This window comes from Pseudomonas sp. StFLB209 (genome assembly GCF_000829415.1).
In the GTDB taxonomy this organism is placed as follows: Bacteria; Pseudomonadota; Gammaproteobacteria; order Pseudomonadales; family Pseudomonadaceae; genus Aquipseudomonas.
The window spans coordinates 5,965,622-5,990,051 of sequence record NZ_AP014637.1 but is presented as its reverse complement, the minus strand read 5'-3'; the positions used below and the strand labels follow the sequence as shown (position 1 = coordinate 5,990,051).

The window sequence follows — 24,430 nt, the reverse complement described above, 5'->3', positions numbered from 1 at the left end:
GCAAGCCCGTGCTGCAAGGGCTTGAGCATGCTAATTGCATTGCTGCAGGCAAGCGGGCGCAAAGGTGAATATTCCACCCACCGTAACGTTTCGCAGGCAGCATTGAGTGTTATACGCTCGCTTTTAATTGCTCTTTGCCAATGGCCATCAAGGCTGTTCCATTATTGGTCTGAAACTTTTCTTTGCAGTGAGAAACCATGCGATGCCCACGATAGCGCTACTGATCTGCGATGACTCGAACATGGCGCGCAAGCAGTTACTCCGGGCCTTGCCTGAAGACTGGGATGTGTCGGTGACCATGGCCACCAACGGGCTTGAAGGCCTCGATGCCATACGCCGGGGGCAGGGCGAGGTGGTTCTGCTGGACCTGACCATGCCGGTGATGGACGGCTATCAGACCCTGGCAGCGATCCGTTCGGAGCAACTGGCGGCCAAGGTCGTTGTGGTGTCCGGGGATGTCCAGGACGAAGCGGTGCGGCGAGTGATGGAGCTGGGCGCCCTGGCATTTCTGAAAAAGCCTGCTGACCCCACCGAGCTGCAAGCGACCCTGAGTCGCCTGGCGCTGTTGGGCCCGCCTGCCGTCAAGGCGCCGCATATCGTTGCTGGCGCCGATGGCCGGATCAGCTTTCAGGATGCCATGCGCGAGACGGTCAACGTCGCCATGGGCCGTGCCGCGGCGTTGCTGGCCAAGGTGCTGGGGGTGTTCGTGCAACTGCCGGTACCCAACGTCAATATGCTTGAGGTGGGCGAGTTGCACATGGCCCTGGCCGATGCTCAGCGTGGTCAGCGGCTGACCGCCGTGTGCCAGGGTTACATCGGCGGCGGTATTGCCGGTGAAGCCTTGTTGCTGTTGCATGACTCGGAGGTCGCCGACATCGCCCGGCTGATGCAGCGAGACTCCACCGATTACACCGACATGGAAATGCTTCTGGACCTCTCGACTCTGGTGATCGGTGCCTGCCTGAGCGGTATCGGTGAGCAGATCGACGTGCCGTTTTCGCTGGGCCACCCGCAGATTCTTGGTCAGCAGGGCGGCATCGACGACCTGATCGACGTCAACCAGAAACGCTGGAAGAAGACCCTGGCCGTCGAGGTCAGCTACAGCGTTGAAGGACACAATATTCACTTCGATCTGTTGATGTTGTTCACCGAAGACTCGGTCGAGCGGCTCACGAACAAACTTGCCTACATGATGAGCTGATCCATGAACGAGCGTATCGATATCAAAGAGCTTCACTGGCTACTGGCGGTCACTCAGAACATTGATGTGGGCATTGTCGTGCTGGACCGCGACCTGCAAGTGCAGGTCTGGAACACGTTCATGGAAAACCGCTCCGGAGTGATTCCGTTCGAGGCCATCGGCAAGTCGTTCTTCGAGCTGTTTCCGGAACTCAACCGGGCCTGGTTCAGCAAGAAGGTCGATAACGTCATCACCTTGGGCACGCCTGCATTCACCATTTGGGAACAGCGGCCGTACCTGGTGCGCTTCAAGAACTACCAGCCGATCACCGGCCAGGAAGAGTTCATGTACCAGAACACCAGCCTGTTTCCGTTGCGTGGCACCAACAACCAGATCAGCCACACCTGCCTGGTGATCTATGACGTCACTGACGTGGCGGCCAACCGGCATCAACTGCTCAACGCCAACCGCCAGTTGCAGAAGCTTTCCAGCACCGACCGGCTGACTGGCCTGAACAACCGCGGCCACTGGGAAGAAGCGCTCAAACAGGAATACGCCCGGCACAGTCGCTACGGTTCACAGACCTCGCTGGTGATGCTCGACATCGATCACTTCAAGCACGTCAACGACAGCTGGGGGCATCAGGTGGGCGATCAGGTGCTGCAGGCGATGGCCGAGGTGGTCCGTGCTCAGGTACGCGGTGCCGATATAGCCGGCCGTTATGGCGGTGAAGAGTTCGTCGTGCTGCTGCCCGACACCGACAAGGAAGGCGCGCGTATCTTTGCCGAGCGCTTGCGCACGGCGGTTGAAGCGCTTGAGGTGAAACACGAAGGCCAGAGCATTCGCTGCACGATCAGCCTGGGCGTGGCTGACCTCAGCAAACCGAGCAACGGTTACAAAGCCTTGATCGAATGGGCCGACCAGGCGCTGTACCAGTCGAAGAAAAACGGCCGCAACCGGGTGACGGTGCAGGATTGACATCCTCCCGGCCCTAAAGGGCTGGGATTCCCACAACTGGACGCTCATGCCCGAGCGCGAGAATGTTCTTTGCGGCGTTGACGTCGCGGTCGTGGGTGACACCGCACCCACAACAAGTCCATTCCCTTATTCCAAGCCCTGCGATACCTCTCGGCCTCGAGTCCGGCAATTGCTTGCAGCTCGAACAGGTTTGGGTGGTGTTTCTCTCGCTGACAACCTTGAAAACCGTGCCTGCGTGATCGCATTTGTATTCCAGCATGGTTTTCAATTGGCCCCAGCCGGCGTCCAGCACCGACTTGGCCATCCTGGTTTTCGCGAGTTTCAGTGAGTTCACATCGCCCACCACAATGACGCCACAACGCGCGACCAGCGCGTTGCTGAACTTATGCAGGGCATCCTTGCGGCGGTTCGCAATTTTGGCGTGAATCGCCCGCACACGGGCCTTCTTGCCGGCGCGCTGGGCCGTGCCCAGCGCGCTCTCCAGATCCCGGTAGAACCTGCCGCTTTCAAGGCGATCACCGTCGCTGCAGGTGGCCGTGGTTTTCAGTCCGAGGTCGATACCCACCGCGTCCTGGCCTGGCGATAACTGCCGGTCGACCTCGACCACGACGTTGAAATACCAGCGTCCACGGCTGTCCTCGTTGAAGCTACCGGATCTGAATTTAAAGCCCGCCAGGCCGTAGCTGTCCCAGACCTTGAAGTGCTGTCTGTTGAAGACGACCTGGCCGTTTTTCCAGACAGCCGCGCCGACCTTGAAGGGCACCCAGCCCAGACTGCGCCGGGCGCCGCCCGAGCAGCGCCAGCGTAGCTGGCGCTTTTTGAACTGCTTGCGCCGTGTGACATATTCGTCGGCAACAGCCTGCACCGATTGGCTGTGCAGTCCCAGGTCTTTGCCGGCCCCGTTGGTGTACTTGTGAATGTCGAACGCCGACAGAAAACGACCATGCTCACGAATCGAGCGACAGCTCAACTCGTTCACGTAGTTCCACACAAAATTCACAGCGCGAGAAGCTTCACGCAGCTGCGCTGCGTGCTTGTCTCGCACTCGAACCTTGAGGGTTCTGGTCGCGTTCATTTCAGTCATGAAATACAGAATGGGGGCGGTTTATTTGGATCTTAATCCTATGACCGCTTCGCGGTGGCGCTTTCATCCCCCACCTGAAGGAAGGGGCTTTTCGCGCCAGCTTGGTAATCCTCAACCTAACGGTGGTTTAGGGCTTGTCGTCCTCCCATGCTAGGATCGCGCTTTTTCCGCCGACATCCTTCAGGGGCATCATGCGACCTCAATCCACGATCACCGTTGTGCCTGTCAACCGCCCGCTGACCGGTCGGGTCAGCCCGCCGGGCTCCAAATCCATCACCAACCGCGCTTTGCTGCTGGCCGGCCTTGCCAAGGGCACCAGCCGCCTGACCGGTGCGTTGAAGAGCGACGACACCCGGGTGATGTCCGAGGCGCTGCGGCTGATGGGTGTGCAGGTCGATGAGCCGGATGCCAGCACTTTTGTGGTCACCAGCAGCGGCCGCTGGAACGCGCCAGGCCAGCCGCTGGTGCTGGGCAATGCCGGCACCGCCACGCGTTTTCTGACCGCCGCGCTGGCCAACTTCGACGGCGAGTTCGTGGTTGATGGCGATGAGTACATGCGCAAGCGACCGATCGGTCCACTGGTCGATGCCTTGCAGCGCATGGGCGTTGAAGCCAGCGCGCCGACCGGCTGCCCGCCGGTGGCCATCAAGGGCCGTGGCGGCCTGGCGGCCGGACGCATCGAGATCGACGGCAACCTGTCCAGCCAGTACGTGTCGGCATTGCTGATGGCCGGTGCTTGCGGTCAGGGGCCGATCGAGGTGGCGCTGACCGGCAGTGAGATCGGTGCCCGCGGTTACGTGGACCTGACCCTGGCGGCGATGAAGGCCTTCGGTGCCGAAGTCGAAGCCATCGGCGAGGCGGCCTGGCGGGTGTCGGCCACCGGTTATCACGCCACCGATTTCCATATCGAGCCGGACGCTTCAGCCGCCACCTACCTGTGGGCCGCTCAGGCCTTGACCGGCGGCGAGATTGATCTGGGCGTGGCCAACGATGCCTTCACCCAGCCCGATGCGCTGGCCAGCCAGTTGATCGCGCAGTTCCCGAACATGCCGACAGTGATCGACGGATCGCAGATGCAAGACGCGGTACCGACGTTGGCCGTGCTGGCCGCGTTCAACAACCAGCCGGTGCGCTTTGTCGGCATCGCCAACCTGCGGGTCAAGGAATGCGACCGCATTCGTGCCCTGGCCGATGGCCTGAACGGCATTGCTGCAGGTCTGGCAGTGGAAGAGGGCGATGACCTGCTGGTGCACGCCAATCCGGCACTGGCCGGGCAAACCGTCGATGCGCTGATCGACACCCACGCCGACCACCGCATTGCCATGTGCTTCGCCCTGGCCGGCCTGAAAGTCGCCGGCATTCGCATCCAGGATCCGCTGTGTGTCGGCAAGACCTATCCGGGTTACTGGGATGCGCTGGAGTCGCTGGGTGTGGCGTTGCAGCGGGTGGATTGAAGCCCCAAAGCGATCTGATTGAAGTGCTGTGTTTCGGTCACGAAATGCGGCATTTTAGTCTGCTTCTTACGGATGTTTGCACGAAATCTCTCTTTCTCTTGAAGGACATTTTCGAGAAAATCCCGACCGCTTGCGCCTGCATATTTGGCTGTCTAGTCTGCGCCAGTCGCTGCTCATCAGCGACCGGGTGTGGTAGCCCGACGTGACTTGGCGTAACGCGCCACCTCTTTTGAAGGTGCCTGTATTCGGCCTTCATTCATGGTGGCCGTGCGCATGGCATCTTCGGATGCGCCGGTTTGCCTATTGACATCCTCCCCGGCCTGAAGGCCGGAGATTCCTACGGCGCTCAGGCGCGGCATCGAGCCGCCCCCGAGTCGCTTCGGTGGGTTCCTGCTGCTGGCGCCATGACCTCTGCGCTCACTTCACAGGCTAACCGGGCGTGTCCCGCCCTTAGTACATTGATCGCCCCGACCACATCGGCGTTGCCTTCGAAACCACATCCCAGACACCTGAACAACGCTTGCGTCTGGCGGTTGGCCGCCGACACATGGCCGCAACACGGGCACGTGCGACTGGTATTTTGCGGCGGCACGGTAATCAGCCAGCCGCCGCGCCACGCCAGCTTGTAGTCCAGTTGGTGGCGGAACTCGAACCAGCCCTGATCGAGGATGGCCCTGTTCAGGCCAGACTTGGCCCGAACGTTTCTTCCCGGCGCCTCGGCCGTGCCTGCCGCCGACCTGGACATATTTCGTACCTGCAAGTCCTCGATACACACCATCGCGTGGTTTTGGCTGATCGTGGTCGAGCACTTGTGCAGATAGTCTCAGCGGGCATTGCCGATGCGGGAGTGAATGCGCTGGAAGTCGTTACATGCTGCTCTTGAGCCATGAGCTAGGAAGACGACATTAGGCGCCGACGGCACGGTGTTTTCAAGCTGCATGCCTATGGGGTCTTTGTAACGAAATACCGCCGTAGAAGGGCATCTGTGTCGCCGTGTTACTGCGCATAATCCTGTGGCGGTGCGTACATCGAGCAGCAGCAGACACCCCACGGCAACCAGGGACGGCTACGCCGTCCGCGCTATCCTTCCCCGCCCTGAACGGCGGGGCTTGTCGCGCGCCGATGGTCAGTGCTGAGCAAGCTGAAAAAGAGGAGGGGCTGCCAGTTGGCCCCAGCTCGATTCTGACTTGAAATACGGTGGGAACGAGCTCGCTCGTGAAGACGGTAGTATATCCAGAGCAGATGTAGGGTTCTTACCGGCCTCTTCGCGACCAAGGTCGCTCCCACTGTGATTCTGACTTGAAATACGGTGGGAGCGAGCGGTGGGCTTTACGCTGCCCAAATCTCAAATCTTGAACAGCGGCTGCAACAGCCGCGATACCCACCCGTTAAAGCGCAGTGGCGCATCGGTGGCGGCCAGGCAGATGCACGGCTGGTCGCCGGCGACGATGGGCTGGTGTTCGATGTCTTCGTCCAGGTCGGCAATGTCACCGGGCTTGAACAGTCCCAGACGATCTTCATACGCGCCCTTGAGCACCAGGGTCAGTTCGCTGCCGCCATGGCTGTGCACTGGCATGGCCATGCCGGGGGCGATGTTCAGCAGCATCAGGTTGCCTTCACGCACCCCTTTGGCCTGCACCCGGCGGATGCCCGGCAGCAGGGTTTTCCATTGCAATTGGCTGTAGCGCTCGCCGAATGTCTCATGCAGGCACGCCGGCAGGAGATCGGCATCAATGGGCTGTGGCGGCCTGTGAGGCGTATCAGCCGGCGCCGCTTCGTCCAGGCGAGCGAGCATCGCTGAGCGGCCCCGGATCGGCACCACGGTGCTGCGGTGCTGTTGCACCAAGGCGCCGCCGATGCGCTCGGCTTCACGCAGTTGGCCTCGGCATTGCGCGCACAGCTCCATGTGCGCAGCCGTGGCCAGTGAAAGTGCCTGGGGCAAGGCACCGCTGGCATAGCTGACCAGGGTGGCATGATCCAGATGATGGAGCGGGGTCATCACGACTCCTTGAGCGTGGCGCGCAGCTTCTGGAAAGCCAGGCGCAGGTTGGATTTCACCGTACCCAAGGGCAGGCCGAGACGCTCGGCGATCTGCCGGTGGCTGAGGGATTCGAAGTACGACAGTTGCAGCACCCGGGCCTGATCGGCAGGCAGGGCCTTGAGCGCGCTGTCCAGTTGCTGGGCCTGACGGGCACTGAAGTCCAGCGAGGCATCCTGAGGCGCTTCCAGTCGCTCAAGTTGCTCCAGCGAGTCCTGGACCTGCACCCAGCCGCCGTCCTTGCGCACGGTGTCGATGTACAGGTTGCGAGCGATGCGAAACAGCCAGGTGACCAGGCTGGCACGCGCCGGGTCGAAGCTGTCGGCTTTGTGCCAGAGCTTGAGCAGGGTCTCCTGAACCAGTTCTTCGGCCTGACCTTCGGAGATGTTCAGGCCCATCAGGTAGCGCAACAGGCGCGGCGCGAAGTGATCGTAGATGCGCATGAAACTGTCGCGATCCCGGTGACGGGCCACGGCATCGATTTCGGCAAGCCACAGGCGGCTGGCCAACGGGTCGGGGTGCAGGCTGGACACGTGGCGCAAGGTCCTGGTGGTGGCGATGCCGCTCATGATCCATCTTCCGGGCGTGGTTGTCCTGCTTATACGCAGCCCGGAAGAAAATGGATCACTTGAATCTATGCCTGGAGGCGGAACATCGGCTCAGCCAGACCCTGCACGCCGGGGTTCACGGCAAACAGCCCGCCGGCCAGAGGCTGGTCGGACAGATCGCCGCCCGGACGGATCGAGGTGACGAACAGGGTGTCCAGGTTGGCGCCGCCAAAGGCGCACATGGCGGGCTTTTTCACCGGCACGGCGACAGAGCGGTCCAGCCGCCCGTCCGGCGTGAAACGGTGGATCAGCCCTGCGTCGTTGCCGCAGATCCAGTAGCAGCCATCGACGTCTACTGCCGCGCCGTCCGGGCGTCCCGGATGCGGCTGCATGTCGACAAACAGGCGGCGATTGTGGGGTGTAGCGCTGTCGATGTCGTAGTCAAAAGCCCAGATTTTCTGTACATCCGGGTGCGAGTCGGACAAGTACAGGGTCTTGCCGTCCGGGCTGAAGGCCAGCCCGTTGGGCACGATCAGCCCGTCGAGCTGTACGGGTAGGGCCTTATCGCCGGCGCCGTAGCGGTACATCGCCCCGACCGGGGCGGCGGCGGCCATGTCCATCAGCATGGTGCCGGCCCAGAAGCGGCCCTGCCGGTCGCAGCGGCCGTCGTTGAAACGCATGCCCGGTCGCGCATGGCTGACCTCGGCCAGCAGCTGGTGAGTCAGGCTGCCATCGCTCTGCGGCTTGAGATGAAACAGGCCGCTTTCCAGGCCGGCCACCCAGCCGCCCTGGCCGTCGGCGGCGATGCAGGCGAGCATCTCTGGTGCTTGCCAGCTGCGCAGGCTGCCATCGGCCAGGCTCCAGCGCTGCAGTTGACCGGCGGGAATATCCACCCAGTACAGCGCTTGCTCAGCGACGCTCCACACCGGGCTTTCACCCACGCCATTGCGGGCGTCGACAATCAGTTCGGCGCTCATGTCATTGGTCTCCGAACGGGCCGCTGGCCGCGAAGGCGCCGCCCTGGTACAGGCGTGCCGGGTCATCGGCGGGCGGCAGCGGCTGACGCTCGACCTGGGCCCGGAAGGTTTCGGAGCTGTCCTTGGGCTGGTAACCGAGGTGGCTGGCCAGGCGGTTGTCCCACCACACGGTCTGGTTATTGGAGACGCCATAGACCACGGTGTGCCCGACCTGCGGGGTGTACAGGGCGCGTTCGATCAACTGGGTCAGGTCGGCATAGCTCAGCCAGGTGTTGAGCATGCGGTGGTTCTGCGGCTCCGGGAACGAGGAGCCAATGCGCAGGCTGACGGTCTCGATGCCATAACGGTCGAAGTAGAAGCTGGCCATGTCCTCGCCATAGGACTTCGACAGGCCGTAGTAGCTGTCTGGACGGCGCGGCGCGTTGGCGTCGATCACCTGGTCCTGGCCATGAAAGCCGATCACGTGGTTGGAGCTGGCGAACACCACACGCTTGACCCCGTGTCGGCGTGCCGCTTCATAGATATGGAACACGCCGCAGATATTCGGGCCGAGCACTTCTTCGAACGGCCGTTCTACCGAGACACCGCCAAAGTGCAGGATCGCGTCGACACCGGCGACCAGCTCATGCACTGCGGTTTTATCCGCCAGGTCGCACGGCCAGATTTCTTCTGACTCGTCAGCGGCCGGCGCCATCGGGGCGATATCGGAAAGACGCAGCACGCGCGCGTAAGGCCGCAAGCTCTCACGCAGGATCTTGCCCAGGCCGCCGGCGGCACCGGTGAGCAGGAGGCGATTGAAAGGCGTCGGGGAAGGCTGGGACATGCGGGTACCTTATTGTTGTATGTTGTCGTATGAGTTGGTCGATTATTTGGGGTGTCCGGGATGGGTGTCAAGTAGCGTTTTTAGGTTGAATAACCAAAGCGAACCCAATTATTTATCTTCAAAAATAAAATTTTAGGTAATGTCATCATACGACAAGGGTTGGCTCTGGCTGCTCTAATCCTTGGTCCAGTCGAGCGTATGCAGACCCTTGATCTGTCTGAATGCCTGGTCATTGCTGATCAGCGCAACATTGGTCGCTTTGGCATGAGCGGCAATCATCATGTCCAGATTGCCGAGCGGTTTGCCAACGCGTTCCATAGAGGCCCGCAGGTCGCCATAGCAGTTGGCGACATGGCTGTCCCAAGGCAAAACATCTATGCGAACCAGAAACGCCTGCACGAGTGCGTGCAGGCGCGTCGCGTCAGGTCGCTTGGCCAGGCCATAGCGTAATTCACCCAGAGTAACCGCCGAGATGCATATGTGATCCATGGGCGTATTGAGCAGATGCTTCTGCACGCCAGGGTAAGTGCCCTTGATGATATGGCTGACCATGTTTGTATCGAGCATATACAGCGGACTCATAGGCATCCTGTTCAAAATGGATCGCGTTCTTGAGGTGGCAGATCCTGGCGATCAGACATGAAGTCGTCGGGCACCTTGCTGTCTTTCAAGAGTTCAAAAAAACCGTCCCAGGTACCCGGCTTTCGCGAAAGAATGACGTCACCTGTTGTGGGGTCCTGGCGGATATAGACTTCCTTGCAATCGAATCGAAACGACGCCGGGAGACGCACAGCCTGACTTCTGCCGTTGTTGAACAGTTTGGCAACGTGGTGCATGGGCATTCTCCGGGTTGAGGCAAGGGTCAGATGTTTTTGATATATACCATGGTATATCACAGCGGCATGAATCGCTTTGCCACTCATCTCCTGAAACCGGATGTGCTATCGAAAATTGCTTTTTCATTCAGTGGTTGAGACGGACAAGCCCGGGACGTTAGGCCTCCCCACTCACAGGCGCAAGCACTTGGGTTTTTTCGGAAATACCCTTCAAGAGAACCAGAAGCGTCCTGCCTTGAACACTGGAAACAAGCCGTGCCAGGCCGTTTCTACCCGCCTGTACTCCTGCTTTGAACTGTCTCGCTCACAAGCCCTCAACCTTCTAAAGCCCTCCTGAAGTCCCGGTATGTCGCCGTGTAGGGGACACCCTCATCAAGCAGTCCATACGCGGGCCGTTCGCATGCCCGTCAGGAGGCCGCCGCGATGCGTATCGCCCAGATCGCACCTTTGGCAGAGAGTTGCCCGCCGCAGTTTTACGGTGGCACCGAGCGCATCGTGTCTTACCTCACCGAAGAGCTGGTGCGTCAGGGTCATGAGGTGACGCTGTTCGCCAGCGGTGACTCGCAGACCCGGGCGCGACTGGTGGCCGGGTCTGGCCAGGCGCTGCGCCTTAACCCGCAGATCGAATACCCGCTGCCGTTCGAGGTGATGATGCTCGACCAGGTGATGCGCCAGGCCGATGAGTTCGATGTGCTGAATTTCCATAGTGACGTGTTGCACTTGCCCATGGCCCGGCGCTTGGGCTGGCGTTGCGTGACCACCTTGCATGGCACGTTGCACCGTCCCGATTGCCAGGACTTTTACCCACGGTTTGCCGAAGCGGCGCTGGTGTCGATATCCATGGCGCAGCGCCGGCCAATCACCCGTTCCGTGAACTGGGCGGCGAATATCTATCATGGCTTGCCCAAGGATCTGCTGCCGTACACGGCCCGGCCGGAGGGTGATTACCTGGCGTTCCTGGGGCGTATTTCGCCGCAAAAGCGCCCTGACCGTGCCATCGCGATCGCCCTGGCCTGTGGTCTGCCTTTACGGATTGCAGCGAAAGTCGACGCTCAGGACCAGGCCTATTGGGAGCAGCAGATCCTGCCGCTGGTGCAAGCCAACCCTTCGGTGCAGTTCATTGGTGAAATTGACGAGCGGCACAAGGCCGACTTTCTCGGGCATGCCCGCGCCTTGCTGTTCACCATCGATTGGGACGAGCCGTTCGGCCTGGTGATGATCGAAGCCATGGCCTGTGGCACACCGGTGATTGCTTTTGCCCGTGGTTCGGTGCCGGAGGTGATTGATCATGGCCAGTCCGGGTTTATCGTCCATACCGTGGCCGAGGCCGTGGCGGCCGTGCAGCAGCTTGAGCATCTGCAACGCCATCAGGTGCGGGCGATTTTCGAGCAGCGGTTCACGGTCGAGCGTATGACCGCCGACTATCTGGCCTTGTACCGGCGCATGATCGAGCACGCCGAGCGTGAGCAAAAGCCGGTGTTTGCGATTCCAGGCGGTGCCTCCTTGCCTCAGGTACGCCCGCGCACCCTCAAGCATGACGACACCTTTGGCGTGTTCGACCCCAATGGTGATGTGCTGGCAACCCCGGACAGTCCCCAAGGGATCTTTCACTGCGATACCCGCCATTTGTCGCACTGGTGCCTGACCCTGCAAGGGCTGCGGCCGCTGCTGCTCAGTTCTACCTTGCGTGATGACAACGCGATGCTGACCTGTGACCTGAGCAACCCGGACCTGTACGATCGCCAGGGGCGGCGCTGGTTGCTGCACAACCTGATTCACCTGCGCCGTTCGCGGTTTCTCTGGCGTGGCGCCTGCTTCGAACGAATCAGAGTGCGCAATTTTGACCAGCGCTCGCGACGGCTGCGTCTGCAACTCGGTTTTGCGGCCGACTTCCGGGATCTTTTTGAGGTTCGTGGTCAACAGCGCAGTCAGCGCGGTGAAACCCATGCTGCGCAGTGCCAGGTGCAACAGGTGAGGTTGTCCTATACCGGCCTGGATGACGGGCTGCGCACTACGACCTTGCGCTTTGAGCCGCCACCGCAGCAGTTGGATGGCCGCCAAGCGCAGTTCGAGCTGCATCTGGCCGCCGGCGAGAGCCGTTCGCTGTTTGTCGAGATCAACTGTGGTACGCCGAGGCTGCCGTGGTCCGTGCGGCACGCATTTTTCAGCTCGGTGCGTGATGCGCGGCGTGAGCTGCGCACCTTCGCTTCGCGGGCCACGGCAATCCACACCTCTCATGAAGTCTTCAACGAGGCCGTGCGCCGCAGCATCTCCGACCTGTACATGCTTACCAGCAAGACGCTCCACGGCCTGTACCCCTATGCCGGAATCCCTTGGTACAGCGCGGTGTTTGGCCGTGATGCGCTGATCACCGCCTGGGAAATGCTCTGGCTCGATCCTGGCATAGCCCGTGGCGTACTCGGGCATCTGGCCGCGCATCAGGCCTGCGAGCTTGATCCGCGGACCGATGCGGAACCGGGCAAGATCCTCCATGAAATGCGCAATGGCGAGATGGCCGCTCTCGGTGAAATTCCGTTCGCGTGTTACTACGGCAGCGTCGATGCCACGCCCTTGTTCGTGATGCTGGCCGGTGCTTATCTGGAGCGTACCGATGACGGGCACACGTTGCGCGCGCTATGGCCTGCCATCGAGCGCGCGCTGGGCTGGATCGACCAATATGGCGACCGCGACGGCGATGGCTTTGTCGAATATGCACGCCGCTCCAACAAAGGATTGATTAATCAGGGCTGGAAGGACAGTCACGATTCAGTATTCCATGCTGACGGCCAGTTGGCCCGGGGACCGATCGCACTGGTGGAGGTGCAGGCCTATGTCTATGGCGCATGGAATGCAGCACGCAGCATTGCCCTACGGCTGGGAAATCGGCAACGGGCAGCGCTGTTCAAGGATAAAGCGATAGGTTTGCGCCGGCAGTTCGATGCACAGTTTTTCGACGAAGAACTTGGCACCTATGTACTGGCTCTGGACGGTGACAAGCGCCCGTGCCGGGTACGCACCTCCAATGCCGGGCATGCGCTGTTTGGCGGCATTGCCTATGACGAGCGTGCACCTCAGGTGGTGGCCACACTGATGGAACGTACATCGTTCAGCGGCTGGGGGATCCGTACCCTGGCGTCTTCCCAAGCGCGCTACAACCCGATGAGCTACCACAACGGGTCGGTATGGCCCCACGACAATGCGCTGATTGCCGCCGGTTTTGCCCGTTATGGTTTTCGACATGAATCGGCGCATCTTTGCGAAGGGCTGTTCGCCGCTTCCACTTACCTTGACCTGCGCCGTCTGCCGGAGTTGTTCTGCGGCTTTGCCCGTCAGCGCACTCAAGGACCGACCTTCTATCCGGTGGCCTGTGCACCTCAGGCCTGGGCTGCTGCTGCGCCTTTGTCGATGCTGCAATCGTGCCTGGGGCTGAGCTTTGAGCCGCGCAGGCAACGAATTCTGTTCGACGAGCCGGTGCTGCCGGCTTTTCTCGAACAGGTACGCCTGCATCGCCTGAACGTCGGTCAGGGGACGGTGGACCTGGCTTTGCGTCGAGCCGGCAGCAACGTGTTGGTCGAAGTGCTGCGCCGCGAGGGCAAGGTGCAGGTGCTGAGTACAAGCTGACGCCGCTCGCCGGTCGTCTGTGCACACTATTTTACTTCGCATCATCCTGTGGCGGTGCGTACATCGAACAGCAGCAGACACCCCACTGCAACCAGGGACGGCTACGCCGTCCGCGCTATCCTTCCCCGCCCCGATGGTCAGCGCACCATCGGCTCCAGGCCACTGTTGCGCAGGGCGGCGGCGGCTTCACTCGAGGCCAGGTAGTCGAGCAGGGCCTTGGCATCGACCGGATGTGCGCTGCGACTGGCGACAGCCCCGCAGTACAGGGTCATCTGCTGGACCTGATCGGGGATCAGACCGACGATCTGGATGCCGTCGGCCTGTTTCAACTCGCTCAGTTGCTGAAAGCCCACCTGTGCCTCGCCGCGTGCCAGCACAGCGCCCACGGGTTCATCACTCACCATCCGGCTTTTGTCCTGCAGCCGCTCGGTCAGGTGCAGTTGGTTGAAGAGCACACGTGAGACGTACAGGCCGCTGGAACTGTCGGAGTAAGCAATAGAGGGGGCGTCGATCAAGGTCTGCCGGAAGCTTTCCAGAGTGCTGATGTCTGGCTTTGGGGCACCTTGTGGCACGGCCAGGGCGATGAAGGCTTTGCCCAGTTCGACACGACTGTCGGCATCGGCATGGCCATCCTTGATCAGTCGGTCAAGGCTTTGCCGGGTCAGCAGGACGACATCGGCCGGCTCCTGGCGGGCCATGCGGTTGGGAATTGTATGGGGCGCGCTGCCGGCTGAAGGTGCCAGCTCTGCCACCAGGCGTACGCCGGTGCGTTTCTCGTAGTCGGCGCTGAGGGCCTGAAAGGCACCCATGGTGGCGCTTGAGGCCAGTACGATGAGTTGTACAGGCTTGGCAGTGGCTGCATGAAGAAAAGACAGTGGCAGGAAAGAAAGAGCGCCACCGAGCAGCCAGGAAAGCAATTTTTTCATCTTAAAACAACCTTGCGATAAAACCTGGTCGGCCATTATGAGCCAAAACATCAGACAGGCGGAGCTTGATACCTGTTTTGGCAGCCGCGGGGCTGATTGCAGGCCCACCAACGTACGAACAATCGAAAGGAATATTGCGCTACCGACCGCGAACAGACGACAGCTTGTCCAGTACGTGAAGTTGTTGAGGAAAACAAAACTATTCTAACTAGAGGGCCTGAGCCATGTGCCTCAAGAGCCCGCAAGACCTCCCACTCAATCTGCGGATAGTCGGCATGAATACAGCGTCTGAAATCGATATTTCAGGCCTGAGGTGTTACGACAGAGTTGTCGATGGTGTCACCTACAGCGTTCCACGCGGCATCACCCGGGAGACCCGTGGTCGAGTGTGGATCGTGCGGGTCCTGAAGAACAGCCAGTTGCTCGTGGCTGCACGCTTTACCGACTTGCGCTTTGGCGGTACCCGGCGGGCACTGGATGCAGCGATCATTCATCTGATCCACAGTGGTCACGCCTGGCGGCGTGAAGATGTCCTGCAACTGAATGAACGTACCGCCGTGCATTGGCGCAAACGCAGTGGCGTGGGTTTGTGTGCGGTGGCTTACGTCACGCGCTCAGGGCCCGGGCGTGGTGAGACGTTCTTTCTCTCGACCTGGCGGCGAGTGGCCAGTGGCCGGGGCCTGGAAAAATTTCGTGGCAAGCTGGTCAGCGTGCTGGAAAGCGCTTGGGAAATCGAGCATCAAGCGAGTGCCACGCCCTTCCCTGTGCAGAAAAGCATCCGCCAGGACGTTGACCAGTTGCTCGACAGCACCGCCTGGCAGCGTTTTTTGCTGGCTGGCCGACGCAAGGTCGACCAGATCGCAGTGGCCGAGTATGTCGCTGCCCTGAGAGGGCCTGCAGGGTCGTAAGGTGATGTTGCAGTTTTTTGCTACAACGCCTGCAGCCCGCGAAAACGCCCGACATCAGTGAGTTAAATGGCCGATATTACGAGCGATTATTTCCGAACTGGTACAATGATGGCACTTTATAAGTTGCTGGATTGCTTGCTCGATTACAGGCGGTTATGAATAATGCCTTGAGTTTCGAGCCACTCATTACTTGATGTTAATTGAATGGTTTGATAGCGGGTAATTGAACTAATATCGGGGGAGACTGTCTGTTGGTAGTCGTTCCGGTAATAATAGCCGACAGTGGAATGGTCATGGCTATTTGATATTGGATTATTGTTTATTACTTGATTTGTCTGGCAACCGGAGCGCCAGTCGATCACATCATTGCGAATAGCCATCGCACGCCATAACCTGGCGCCGTATGGCAGGTGCAGGATTCTTCCATGACCTCCGTCGTTTCTCTCTCCCTGGATCTCCAGCAGTTCGAGACCTTGCAACGTCTGGCGCATATGACGCGCCGTGATCAGGGCTGGCATCTGCGTCAGGCCCTGGCCCTTTATCTGCAAGAGCAACCATGCCTGGACCCTGTCGAAGAAGGCTTGGCCGATGCCCGTGCGGGCCATCTGCTGGACCTGGCTGACATCGAAGCCAAGTGGAGGAAAAAACCATCATGTTGAAACTGACACGCAAGGCCAGTGCTGACCTGGATGACATTTTCGAGCACTACAAGGAGCGTTTAGGGGCCGAGCAGGCTCAGGCCATCGTTCATGATGTCGTTGCCGAGAGCCGTGCTCTGGAGCGCTCTGCGTCCGCCAAGGAGGCTTGCAAGGCATCGAAGGTCGGTGAGCTGGCGCTCAAGCGCTGGCCCTTTCTGACGACCTTTCAGGTCACTCCGGAATCGGTCCAGATTCTGCGTTTTTTGCACAGTAGCGGTCAGCCCATCAATCAGCCGCTGGACGTTGAACCCGCCATTCGGGTGAGTTCTTCAGTCGATGTGTCCGGTTTGCGCTGTTATGACCGTCTGGTCGATGGCCTGACCTATCGGGTGCCGCGCGGTATCAGCCGGGATCCGCGCAGCGCCGGCTGGCTGGTGCGTGTGGTGCGCAATAAACAGGTGGCGCTGCAGGAGCGTTTCACTGACGCTGCCTTTGGCAGTGTTCTGGGCTCTTTGGAGGCCGCGATCATTCATCTGAGCCACAGCGGCCTTGCCTGGCTGCAAGAGGATGTCCTGACGCTGGATGAGCACTGTGCGGTGCACTGGCGCAAACGTAGCGGTGTGGGCTTGTGCGCGGTGTCTTATGTTTCGCGCAACGGTCCGGGCCGTGGCGAAACCCTGTTTGTCTCGACCTGGAAGCGGGTCGAAAGCGGTCGTGGCCTAGAGAAGTTTCGCGCCAAACTCGTTGAGACCCTGCTGTGCTCTCATACCCTGCAGCATGGACCTGACAGCGTGTCTGACAGCTTGCGGCGCCACCTTGATGCGCGGGCAGGAAAAGTCATGGCCAGCGAGCGTTTCAAGGACTTTTTGCGCGCCGGGCAACGCAAGGCCGAACGGGTTGCCGTGAGTAATTATCTGAGCGCTCTCAATTAACATTGTCGTGCAGCAGGCCGTCGAGGTGATGCGTGGCCTTGCCGGTGCAAATGCAGCAGGCTGCCGAACGTATCGCTGCGCTGGATAAACAATCGCAGATCATCGGTTCGATCATTCAGAGCATCAGCAGCATTGCCGAACAGACCAAATTGCTGGCGCTCAACGCTGCCATCGAGACGGCGCGCGCCGGTGAGCAGCGCCGTGACTTTGCGGTGGTGGCCGATGAGGGGCGGCAACTGGCTTCGCGTCCCAGCAAGGCCACTGAAGAGATTGTTTCGGTGGTCCAGCAGAACCAGAAACTGGCCGAGCAGGCGGTGGCCGTGATCGACAGTGGCAAGCACCAGGCCCAGCAAGGGCTGGACCTGGCGGCGCAAGCCGGTTCGGTGGGTTCCTGCTGCTGGCGCCATGACCTCTGCGCTCACGTCACAGGCTAATCGGGCGTGTCCCGCCCTTAGTACATTGATCGCGCCGACCACATCGGCGTTGCCTTCGAAACCACATCCCACACACCTGAACAGCGCCTGCGTCTGGCGGTTAGCCGCCGACACATGGCCGCAACAAGGGCACGTGCGGCTGGTATCTCGCGGCGGTACGGCAATCAGCCAGCCGCCGCGCCACGCTGAACGGCGGGGCTTGTCGCGCGCCCGATGGTCAACGCGGTGGGGCAATTCGCCAACCGTCTGGGTTAACGATTGCAAGCAATCTGGCCGCCTGAAGCGGCCAGGCTCTGGGGGTCAGACCTTGAAGTGGCTGACCATGGTCTGCAATTGACCACCCAGGCGGGCCAGCTCGACGCTGGAGGCCGCAGTTTCCTCGCTGGCCGAAGCGGTTTGTTCGGAAACGTCACGCACGTTGATGATGCTGCGGCTGATTTCTTCTGCGACCGCGCTCTGTTGTTCGGCCGCTGCAGCAATCTGCTGGTTCATGGCCTGGATGCCGGCGACGGTCTGGGTGATGCTGCCCAGCGAATCGCCAGCCTGGCGGCTCAGCTGCACACTGCTTGAGGTCAGGTCGCGGCTGCCGAGCATGATGCTCGACACTTGGCGGGTACCACTTTGCAGGGCGGCGATCAGGCTCTCGATTTCCTCAGTCGACTTCTGCGTGCGCTGGGCCAGCCCGCGCACCTCATCGGCCACCACCGCAAAACCACGTCCGGCCTCACCGGCACGCGCCGCCTCAATGGCAGCGTTGAGGGCCAGCAGGTTGGTCTGTTCGGCAACGGCCTTGATCACGTCCATGACTTTGCCGATCTTGTCGCTTTCCTGTTCCAGCAGGTTCATGGCGTCGGCCGAGCGGCCCACTTCCGTAGCCAGGCGCTCGATCTGGGCGATGGCTTGCGCAACGACTTTATCGCCATCGCGTGCTTCACGGTCGGCGGCAGAAGCCGCGTGCGAGGCCTGTTCGGCGTTACGTGCCACTTCCTGGACGGTGGCCGACATTTCATGCATGGCCGTGGCCACCTGATCGGTTTCAGTCTTCTGATTATTGACCCCGGCGCTGGTCTGCTCCGTGACGGCCGAGAGCTCCTCGGCGGCGCTGGCGATCTGAGTGACGCCGTCGCGGATACCGGTGATCAACTCGCGCAACGTGCTGCCCATGCGCTGGATGCCTTGTTGCAGGACGCCCAGTTCATCGCGGCGAGTAACGGTTTCACTGTGGGTCAGGTCGCCGGCGGCAATGCGTTCGACCACCACCAGCGTCTGCTGCAGCGGACGGGTGATCTGCCGGGTAATCAGGACGGCGGCGACCACACCCAGGAGCAAGGCCAGCAAGGTAAAGATGATCTGCCACTGCCGAGCCTGGGCGCTTTCAGCGTCGCGACGGTCCAGTTGCAGTTGGTAAAGCTGCTCGTTGAGCTTGACGATGTCTTGACCCTGAGTGGTCATTTCCTTGCGCGCCTGGACGACTTGGGCATTGCCAGCCTTGAAGTCCTGCAAGGCCGTGCGGTAATTGCGCAGTGCCGTTTCCAACTGCTTGACGCGCTCAGCCTGGGAGCCATTGAACACACTGTTCATACGCTCCAGATCCTTGAGGGTGGTATCGAGTTGGCTGAACGCTTTTTGTTCGCCTTCGTCACTGGGCGCTGCGGCATAGCCGCGGACCTCATAGCGCACTTTGAGCAGGTCGAGCCGGGCCTGGGTCATGACCTGGTATTGATCCAGGCGATCCGGATCACCTTGTACTTCAGCCAGAGTCTGGTCGACCAGTTCCACGGCTTTGGTGGCATGGGTTGTCATGTCGCTGCGCGCCTTGCTACCGGTTCGGTAACCGTTGCGCATGTCGTTGAACGACTTCTGGTACTCGTTGGTTACCTGACTCAATTGATTGAGCAGTTTGACATTTTCCGGGCTTTTGAAAGTGCCGATCAATTGATCAAGCCGGCCTTTGAAACCGTCAAAAGAGGCCTGCACAGTATCGGCAACCTTTTCATCACCATTGGCGAGCATGTATTGCAGACGGGTCACGCGCAGTTTGGTCAGTTCGTGGCCCAGGGACGTGATATCGCCCATCCAGTTACTGCGCTGGATCAGGCTGTTCACACCGGTCCAGCCGACCAATGAAAGAATGGCAGTAAATAAAAGTACCAACCCGAATCCTAGGGCCAGCTTCATATTGACGCTGATGTTGGCGAACCAGCTATTCATTCGACGTTCTCCGGGAATGTCTGATTTTTAATAGGAATGGCCGTGGGAGGGATTGTTGTTGTGAACCACACAAGGCGTTAAATCATCTCGGTATCGGCCGCAAACGGCCGAGCTATAAGCGCCAATCGTCGGAAAATGTAAAAAAACAGGCGAACCTTTCACTCTGCTTTCATTCTCCGCATTAGCCGTTTATAAAGGTGGAAAAAGCCAGCATACCCGGTCAATCAAAGGATAGATGTACGACAAGTACACCACCAAAAATTGCCTATACTGCTGAAGTCCTTGTTGTTGAACACAGGCATTACTGGCGTACAAGAGAATGAAACTCTTGAACTTTGAAGTGTGCCTTTCGTTTTCGTGCCTGACAGTTCCTGAGTACACCCTGATGAATTTGAAGTTTCGTCACAAAATCCTGCTGGCCGCCTCTGGCGTTGTTGTGTTGGCGTTTGCATTGTTCACGCTGTACAACGACTATCTGCAACGCACCACCATCAGACAGAATCTTGAGGCCTCGGTTGGCCAGGCAGGAGAGCTGACCGCCAGTAGCGTACAGAACTGGCTCAACGGACGTGTCCTGATACTGGACAACCTGACCCAGGACGTTGAGCGCCTGGGTATCAAAAACAGCGATCTGGGCGGCATGGTAGGCGCGCCTTCTCTGCTTTCGACCTTCCAGTTCACCTACGTGGGTGACAGCGACGGGGTGTTCACCCAGCGTCCTGATGTCGATATGCCAGCCGGATATGACCCACGCAAGCGGCCATGGTTCACTACCACCGTGGCGGCTGCGAAAACGATCATCAGTGCGCCTTATCAGGCGTCGGTGGGTGGACTGGTGGTCACTGTGGCCAGCCCGATCCGCAACAAAGGGCAGATCATTGGGGTTGCCGGTGGCGACCTGAGCCTTGATACCCTGGTAAAGATCATCAACTCCGTGGATTTTGGCGGTATTGGTCATGCCGTGCTGGTCAGCGGCGATGGTCAAGTAATTGTCAGCCCTGACAAAGATCAGGTGATGAAAAACCTCAAAGATATTTACCCAGGGCAAAGCATCAGCCTGGATAAACCCTTGCGCGAAGTCGTGCTCAATGGCCAGTCCCGACTGCTGTCATTTACCCCGATCACTGGTCTGCCGGGGGCTGACTGGTACATCGGCCTGTCGATTGACAAGGATAAGGCTTATGCCCCTCTGAGCCAGTTCCGTAGTTCGGCATTGATCGCGGTTCTGATTGCCGTGGCCGCCATTGCCTTGCTGCTGTCGCTGTTGATCCGGGCGTTGATGCAGCCGCTGACTGCCATGGGCCGTGCCATGCAGGACATCGCTGAGGGCGAGGGCGATCTGACCCGACGCCTGAAGATTCATGGCCAGGACGAGTTTGCGCAACTGGGCGGCTCGTTCAACCGTTTCGTCGAGCGGGTGCATGCTTCGATTGTGGAAGTGTCCTCTGCCACGCTGCAGGTGCATGGCCTCTCACAACGCGTGGTAGAGTCGTCCAATTCATCGATCATCGGCTTTGACGAACAAAGCGCGCGCACCAACAGTGTGGCGGCGGCGATCAACGAACTGGGCGCTGCGACCCAGGAAATCGCTCGTAATGCCTCCGATGCTTCGAACCAGGCCAGTGAAGCACGTCAGGAAGCCGAAGACGGTCGGCAGGTGGTAGAAAAGACCATCAAGGCCATGAGCGATCTTTCCGGCAAGATCAGCAGTTCTTGTACCCAGATCGAGAAACTCAATGCCAGTACCGACAACATCGGCCACATTCTTGACGTGATCAAGGGTATTTCCCAGCAAACTAACCTGCTGGCCCTCAATGCTGCCATCGAGGCTGCACGTGCCGGCGAAGCCGGACGCGGCTTTGCGGTAGTGGCTGATGAAGTGCGCAACCTGGCACACCGAACCCAGGAATCGGCTGACGAGATCCACAAAATGATCGGTGAGCTGCAAAGCGGCTCTCATGATGCGGTGGTCAATATGAATGAAAGCCAGGCGTCCAGCCAAGGCAGCGTCGAGGTTGCCAATCAGGCCGGTGGCCGCTTGCTGGATGTGACCCGGCGCATTGGGGAAATCGATGCCATGAACCAGTCAGTCGCCGCCGCCACCGAGGAGCAGACTGCGGTGGTTGAGACACTCAATGTCGATATCAACCAGATCAATACCCTCAACCAGCAGGGCGTGGCCAACCTCAACGAAACCCTCAAAGACTGTGCCGCACTGTCACAGCAGGCGGGCCGTCTCAAGCAACTGGTCGACAGCTTCAAGATCTGACCCTCGTCTTTCGTCCAGGACAGAGACTCATCTGTCCTTTGGACCCTCTTCCATAACCACTGTGGGGTCAGGTGTGGGTCAAGCTATCTGACCCACACCTGAATTTCCGTATTTATTGGGCTAAATCGCATATGTACGCGGAGGGACCCTCCGCGTACATTTTGTTGTAGAATTTGTGCCTTGGTGTGTCATTACCCTGATTAGTGCAGGAGCGGCGCAGGTCGCGAACACTCATGAGCAAGCTGACTCAGTCTTTTGTCAAAGCCGTGCTGGAGCCGGGCCGTTATAGCGACGGTCGTGGGTTGTTCCTGCGCGTTGCTGTCAGTGGCGGCAAGAGTTGGGTACTGCGTTATCAATTTGAAAAGCGCCGTCACGATCTGGGGCTTGGCGGCTATCCAGCGGTCTCCCTGAAAGCCGCGCGCCTGGCGGCAGACACCTTGCGCCTGGGCCTGGCGCAAGGCATCGATCCGCTGCTGCACCGTCAGGTTGCGCGCATAGATGAGATTCAGCCGACAGGGCCGGTGACCTTTCGGGTCGAGGCTGAGCGCTACATCGCCACGCACCGGCAAAGCTGGAAAAGCGCCCGGCACGCTCAGCAGTGGTCCCATTCGTTGCGCGACCATGTCTATCCGGTGTTGGGTGACTTGCCGGTTGACGCAATAGACACCGATCACGTGCTGCAGGTGCTGGTACCGATCTGGACCCAGATTCCGGAGACCGCGTTTCGCCTGCGTAACCGTATCGAACTGGTGCTCGATGCCGGCAAGGCCCGCCAGTTACGCAGCGGAGAAAATCCTGCGCGCTGGCGCGGCCATCTGGATAAATTGCTGCCCAGGCACAAGCGCAGCCAGGTGCCGTTTTCAGCCATGCCGGCCGAGCGACTGGGGGCTTTCGTGCGTCAGCTCGACAGCCTGGACACAACGGCAGCACGGGCTTGCGAGCTGATTATCTATACCGCTTGCCGCAGTGCCGAAGTCTGCGAAGCGCGCTGGTCTGAGTTCGACCTGGTCAATCGGACCTGGACCATCGATGCAACCCGGATGAAAGCCGGTAAAGCGCATCGGGTGCCTCTGGTCGACGCCGCGCTGCAGGTTCTGGAACAGCAGCGCGGCCGCCATCCAGTCTATGTGTTCCCCAACGCCCGCCGTAGTCGCGGGCTGCCCGGCAACGCAATTCGCAGAATGATGGAGTCACTGCTGGCCAGTGACTACGTGCCACATGGGTTCCGCTCCTGCTTTCGTACCTGGGCGGCTGAGTCCACGGACTACCCCCGCGACGTCTGCGAAATGGCTCTGGCGCACAGCCTGGACGACAAAGTCGAGGCTGCTTATCACCGCGGCGACCTGCTGGAGAAACGCCGGCAGTTGATGCAGGCCTGGAGCGATTTCATTGAGCAGGGCGCCAGGCTGCCGCTCAGTCCTCATCTGTCGGCAGATTGAGGTCCAGCTGCTCTTCGTCCTGGGCGTGCTCGACGGTGTTTTTGCTACGGCTCTCTGAGTAGGTTGATGCCACCAGGGTATTGCGCCCTTCAGTCGGCTGCGATTTGCGCATCCCGACCAAGTCGTCCGGGTTTAGGAACAGGTTCATGCGCGGAATCACCTCAATGCGCGGCTTTTTGTCCGGTCGCTCAGCCTGCCGTGCATGCCGATCGAAATGACGCAACTCGTGCACCTCGATGGGCTCTTGCCCGGCCAGCACGAACATCGGCAGGTTGCTGTGAATCATCGCGTCGTAGCGGGTGCTGGCGGAGAAATACAGCATGGCCCGTGGGTGCGGCGCGACTTTCTTGTACTTGATCAACGTCGCATGGTCAGCCAGGTTAACGATACGCCGCAACTCGGCACCGGCTAACGTCTCACCGGGCGCGACGTTATCGCGACCGGACTGCAGCTCAGCGTTCTTGTTCAGCAACTCACGCACCTTGCCCACCTCGATCCGTTCGCCGCCGGTGGTATGGCCGGCCCACGTGAACACGATCAGTCGCGGGCAGCTATCAAAGACCTGAGTGTGGCGACCCAGTTGCTTCATGCTGAACTGATGCCCCAGCGCTTGGCGGAGAATCTTTGATCGCGCGGTAGGTGCCAGATTCAACTCAAGCCGGGTCTTCTCGATCATGGCCATGAGTTCATCTTTCAGCTCATTGATCTCACGAACCTGCGGCAGCACGCTGTCGCGCAAGGCGAAGTAACCTGGCAGACGCATCACCGTCCCCGGCGCCTGGCCCGCGACCCGTTCAAAGGCTGTCATGGCCTGGCGTGTTGCTTCAATCGCCTGACTGCCCTGCAAACGCTCGACTTCAATACGATCCGGGGCCTTTTGTTCGGCCAGCACCGGCAGCCGCCAGACCGTACCGGACACCACCTGTGAGGGCCAGATCTGCGCAAAGGCGGTCAATCTGGACTGCAGCCGTTCATATACCGTGACGATATCAGTAAGCATCTGGAACACCTTTAAGTAATACCACCCCTATAATAGCGGATTTCCTAGACAGACAACCTCCCGCACTTCCACTGCCGATTCGCGCAGTGCGAGGGGAGGTAAACAGCAGAAGGTTATATTCATAAGGGGTGGTA

At 59.9% G+C, this 24,430-nt stretch carries 20 protein-coding genes and 5 pseudogenes; 11 read left to right on the top strand and 14 right to left on the bottom strand.

The annotated features are described in order from the left end of the window. Positions 1 to 202 precede the first annotated feature (202 nt). Both PSCI_RS26585 and PSCI_RS26580 read left to right on the top strand, forming a co-directional pair. Positions 203 to 1,201 (top strand): response regulator, encoded by a 999-nt coding sequence (locus tag PSCI_RS26585; protein WP_045492857.1) that lies wholly within the window; start codon positions 203 to 205, stop codon positions 1,199 to 1,201. A gap of 3 nt (positions 1,202 to 1,204) precedes the next feature. Next, positions 1,205 to 2,158 carry a sensor domain-containing diguanylate cyclase gene (locus PSCI_RS26580; protein WP_045492854.1) on the top strand — a complete coding sequence of 318 codons (954 nt, stop codon included), beginning with the start codon at positions 1,205 to 1,207 and terminating at the stop codon, positions 2,156 to 2,158. A 13-nt stretch (positions 2,159 to 2,171) separates the two neighbouring features. Here the strand turns inward: PSCI_RS26580 and PSCI_RS26575 are convergent, their stop codons facing one another. After that, positions 2,172 to 3,233, bottom strand: coding sequence for an RNA-guided endonuclease InsQ/TnpB family protein (locus tag PSCI_RS26575; protein WP_045492851.1), 1,062 nt, complete (start codon positions 3,231 to 3,233; stop codon positions 2,172 to 2,174). A 200-nt stretch (positions 3,234 to 3,433) separates the two neighbouring features. Between PSCI_RS26575 and aroA the strand changes: the two genes are divergently transcribed. Beyond that, on the top strand, positions 3,434 to 4,696 hold the full coding sequence (gene aroA / locus PSCI_RS26570) for a 3-phosphoshikimate 1-carboxyvinyltransferase (protein WP_045492849.1): 1,263 nt from the start codon (positions 3,434 to 3,436) through the stop codon (positions 4,694 to 4,696). Between the two features lie 346 nt (positions 4,697 to 5,042). Here aroA and PSCI_RS26565 read toward each other — a convergent pair. The 7 genes and pseudogenes from PSCI_RS26565 to PSCI_RS26535 form a co-directional block, all read right to left on the bottom strand. After that, positions 5,043 to 5,555, bottom strand: a pseudogene (locus tag PSCI_RS26565) (RNA-guided endonuclease InsQ/TnpB family protein); the annotation flags it as partial. A gap of 486 nt (positions 5,556 to 6,041) precedes the next feature. Beyond that, positions 6,042 to 6,695, bottom strand: a complete 654-nt coding sequence (locus PSCI_RS26560; RefSeq protein ID WP_045492846.1) for a ChrR family anti-sigma-E factor — start codon at positions 6,693 to 6,695, stop codon at positions 6,042 to 6,044. After that, entirely contained in the window at positions 6,695 to 7,207 is a 513-nt protein-coding gene (locus PSCI_RS26555) for a sigma-70 family RNA polymerase sigma factor (RefSeq protein WP_045495056.1), read from the bottom strand. Before PSCI_RS26555 ends, PSCI_RS26560 begins: the two co-directional genes overlap by 1 nt. A gap of 161 nt (positions 7,208 to 7,368) precedes the next feature. Next, a complete protein-coding gene (locus PSCI_RS26550) occupies positions 7,369 to 8,259 on the bottom strand; it encodes a glucurono-1,5-lactonase (RefSeq protein ID WP_045492843.1) in 891 nt (296 codons plus the stop codon). Between the two features lies 1 nt (position 8,260). Further along, positions 8,261 to 9,082: an NAD-dependent epimerase/dehydratase family protein gene (locus PSCI_RS26545; protein WP_045492840.1), complete on the bottom strand. Its 822-nt coding sequence runs from the start codon at positions 9,080 to 9,082 to the stop codon at positions 8,261 to 8,263. A gap of 174 nt (positions 9,083 to 9,256) precedes the next feature. Next, positions 9,257 to 9,664 carry a type II toxin-antitoxin system VapC family toxin gene (locus PSCI_RS26540; RefSeq protein WP_045492837.1) on the bottom strand — a complete coding sequence of 136 codons (408 nt, stop codon included), beginning with the start codon at positions 9,662 to 9,664 and terminating at the stop codon, positions 9,257 to 9,259. Positions 9,665 to 9,675: 11 nt separating this feature from the next. Continuing rightward, positions 9,676 to 9,918: an antitoxin gene (locus PSCI_RS26535; RefSeq protein ID WP_045492834.1), complete on the bottom strand. Its 243-nt coding sequence runs from the start codon at positions 9,916 to 9,918 to the stop codon at positions 9,676 to 9,678. 423 nt (positions 9,919 to 10,341) lie between these two features. On the opposite strand from PSCI_RS26535, the gene PSCI_RS26530 reads away from it, so the two are divergent. Next, on the top strand, positions 10,342 to 13,539 hold the full coding sequence (locus PSCI_RS26530) for a glycogen debranching N-terminal domain-containing protein (protein WP_084710149.1): 3,198 nt from the start codon (positions 10,342 to 10,344) through the stop codon (positions 13,537 to 13,539). A gap of 137 nt (positions 13,540 to 13,676) precedes the next feature. Here PSCI_RS26530 and PSCI_RS26525 read toward each other — a convergent pair whose 3' ends face one another. Next, the gene (locus tag PSCI_RS26525) at positions 13,677 to 14,465 is read right to left on the bottom strand and encodes a substrate-binding domain-containing protein (RefSeq protein WP_045492831.1); all 789 of its coding nucleotides are present in this window, start codon (positions 14,463 to 14,465) and stop codon (positions 13,677 to 13,679) included. Positions 14,466 to 14,740: 275 nt separating this feature from the next. Between PSCI_RS26525 and PSCI_RS26520 the strand changes: the two genes are divergently transcribed. Further along, entirely contained in the window at positions 14,741 to 15,373 is a 633-nt protein-coding gene (locus tag PSCI_RS26520) for a hypothetical protein (RefSeq protein ID WP_045495050.1), read from the top strand. Positions 15,374 to 15,516: 143 nt separating this feature from the next. Here PSCI_RS26520 and PSCI_RS29360 read toward each other — a convergent pair whose 3' ends face one another. After that, positions 15,517 to 15,753 carry a hypothetical protein gene (locus PSCI_RS29360; RefSeq protein WP_144403348.1) on the bottom strand — a complete coding sequence of 79 codons (237 nt, stop codon included), beginning with the start codon at positions 15,751 to 15,753 and terminating at the stop codon, positions 15,517 to 15,519. 45 nt (positions 15,754 to 15,798) lie between these two features. Between PSCI_RS29360 and PSCI_RS26515 the strand changes: the two genes are divergently transcribed. Genes PSCI_RS26515 through PSCI_RS26500 form a run of 3 tightly spaced genes read left to right on the top strand, consistent with a single transcriptional unit; the run spans position 15,799 to position 17,377 of the window. Continuing rightward, a complete protein-coding gene (locus PSCI_RS26515; RefSeq protein WP_045492828.1) occupies positions 15,799 to 16,032 on the top strand; it encodes a CopG family ribbon-helix-helix protein in 234 nt (77 codons plus the stop codon). Next, the gene (locus PSCI_RS26505) at positions 16,026 to 16,943 is read left to right on the top strand and encodes a type II toxin-antitoxin system RelE/ParE family toxin (protein WP_084710147.1); all 918 of its coding nucleotides are present in this window, start codon (positions 16,026 to 16,028) and stop codon (positions 16,941 to 16,943) included. The genes PSCI_RS26515 and PSCI_RS26505 overlap by 7 nt, the downstream gene beginning before the upstream one ends. A 50-nt stretch (positions 16,944 to 16,993) precedes the next feature. Beyond that, complete coding sequence (locus PSCI_RS26500) at positions 16,994 to 17,377, top strand: methyl-accepting chemotaxis protein (RefSeq protein ID WP_084710277.1); 384 nt, start codon at positions 16,994 to 16,996, stop codon at positions 17,375 to 17,377. A gap of 33 nt (positions 17,378 to 17,410) precedes the next feature. Here PSCI_RS26500 and PSCI_RS29920 read toward each other — a convergent pair. The 3 pseudogenes from PSCI_RS29920 to PSCI_RS30370 all read right to left on the bottom strand — a co-directional run. Next, positions 17,411 to 17,611 (bottom strand): annotated as a pseudogene (locus tag PSCI_RS29920) (zinc ribbon domain-containing protein); the annotation flags it as partial. A 66-nt stretch (positions 17,612 to 17,677) separates the two neighbouring features. Further along, positions 17,678 to 18,277, bottom strand: a pseudogene (locus PSCI_RS30375) (methyl-accepting chemotaxis protein); the annotation flags it as partial. A 303-nt stretch (positions 18,278 to 18,580) separates the two neighbouring features. Next, positions 18,581 to 19,555, bottom strand: a pseudogene (locus tag PSCI_RS30370) (methyl-accepting chemotaxis protein); the annotation flags it as partial. Between the two features lie 352 nt (positions 19,556 to 19,907). On the opposite strand from PSCI_RS30370, the pseudogene PSCI_RS30365 reads away from it, so the two are divergent. The 3 genes and pseudogenes from PSCI_RS30365 to PSCI_RS26485 all read left to right on the top strand — a co-directional run. Further along, positions 19,908 to 20,951, top strand: a pseudogene (locus tag PSCI_RS30365) (cache domain-containing protein); the annotation flags it as partial. A gap of 54 nt (positions 20,952 to 21,005) precedes the next feature. Next, positions 21,006 to 21,857, top strand: a complete 852-nt coding sequence (locus PSCI_RS30360) for a methyl-accepting chemotaxis protein (RefSeq protein WP_373568482.1) — start codon at positions 21,006 to 21,008, stop codon at positions 21,855 to 21,857. A gap of 233 nt (positions 21,858 to 22,090) precedes the next feature. Beyond that, entirely contained in the window at positions 22,091 to 23,296 is a 1,206-nt protein-coding gene (locus PSCI_RS26485) for a tyrosine-type recombinase/integrase (protein ID WP_045492819.1), read from the top strand. On the opposite strand, the gene PSCI_RS26480 is transcribed toward PSCI_RS26485, so the two are convergent. Continuing rightward, positions 23,271 to 24,296 (bottom strand): DNA replication terminus site-binding protein, encoded by a 1,026-nt coding sequence (locus tag PSCI_RS26480; RefSeq protein WP_045492816.1) that lies wholly within the window; start codon positions 24,294 to 24,296, stop codon positions 23,271 to 23,273. The genes PSCI_RS26485 and PSCI_RS26480 overlap by 26 nt on opposite strands. Positions 24,297 to 24,430 lie beyond the last annotated feature (134 nt).

Coding starts and splice junctions, on each gene's coding strand:
- PSCI_RS26585 (WP_045492857.1), top strand. CDS start 203: ATGCCCACGATAGCGCTACTGATCTGCGATGACTCGAACATGGCGCGC.
- PSCI_RS26580 (WP_045492854.1), top strand. CDS start 1,205: ATGAACGAGCGTATCGATATCAAAGAGCTTCACTGGCTACTGGCGGTC.
- PSCI_RS26575 (WP_045492851.1), bottom strand. CDS start 3,233: ATGAACGCGACCAGAACCCTCAAGGTTCGAGTGCGAGACAAGCACGCA.
- aroA (WP_045492849.1), top strand. CDS start 3,434: ATGCGACCTCAATCCACGATCACCGTTGTGCCTGTCAACCGCCCGCTG.
- PSCI_RS26560 (WP_045492846.1), bottom strand. CDS start 6,695: ATGACCCCGCTCCATCATCTGGATCATGCCACCCTGGTCAGCTATGCC.
- PSCI_RS26550 (WP_045492843.1), bottom strand. CDS start 8,259: ATGAGCGCCGAACTGATTGTCGACGCCCGCAATGGCGTGGGTGAAAGC.
- PSCI_RS26545 (WP_045492840.1), bottom strand. CDS start 9,082: ATGTCCCAGCCTTCCCCGACGCCTTTCAATCGCCTCCTGCTCACCGGT.
- PSCI_RS26540 (WP_045492837.1), bottom strand. CDS start 9,664: ATGAGTCCGCTGTATATGCTCGATACAAACATGGTCAGCCATATCATC.
- PSCI_RS26535 (WP_045492834.1), bottom strand. CDS start 9,918: ATGCACCACGTTGCCAAACTGTTCAACAACGGCAGAAGTCAGGCTGTG.
- PSCI_RS26530 (WP_084710149.1), top strand. CDS start 10,342: ATGCGTATCGCCCAGATCGCACCTTTGGCAGAGAGTTGCCCGCCGCAG.
- PSCI_RS26525 (WP_045492831.1), bottom strand. CDS start 14,465: ATGAAAAAATTGCTTTCCTGGCTGCTCGGTGGCGCTCTTTCTTTCCTG.
- PSCI_RS26520 (WP_045495050.1), top strand. CDS start 14,741: ATGAATACAGCGTCTGAAATCGATATTTCAGGCCTGAGGTGTTACGAC.
- PSCI_RS29360 (WP_144403348.1), bottom strand. CDS start 15,753: ATGGCTATTCGCAATGATGTGATCGACTGGCGCTCCGGTTGCCAGACA.
- PSCI_RS26515 (WP_045492828.1), top strand. CDS start 15,799: ATGACCTCCGTCGTTTCTCTCTCCCTGGATCTCCAGCAGTTCGAGACC.
- PSCI_RS26505 (WP_084710147.1), top strand. CDS start 16,026: ATGTTGAAACTGACACGCAAGGCCAGTGCTGACCTGGATGACATTTTC.
- PSCI_RS26500 (WP_084710277.1), top strand. CDS start 16,994: ATGCAGCAGGCTGCCGAACGTATCGCTGCGCTGGATAAACAATCGCAG.
- PSCI_RS26485 (WP_045492819.1), top strand. CDS start 22,091: ATGAGCAAGCTGACTCAGTCTTTTGTCAAAGCCGTGCTGGAGCCGGGC.
- PSCI_RS26480 (WP_045492816.1), bottom strand. CDS start 24,296: ATGCTTACTGATATCGTCACGGTATATGAACGGCTGCAGTCCAGATTG.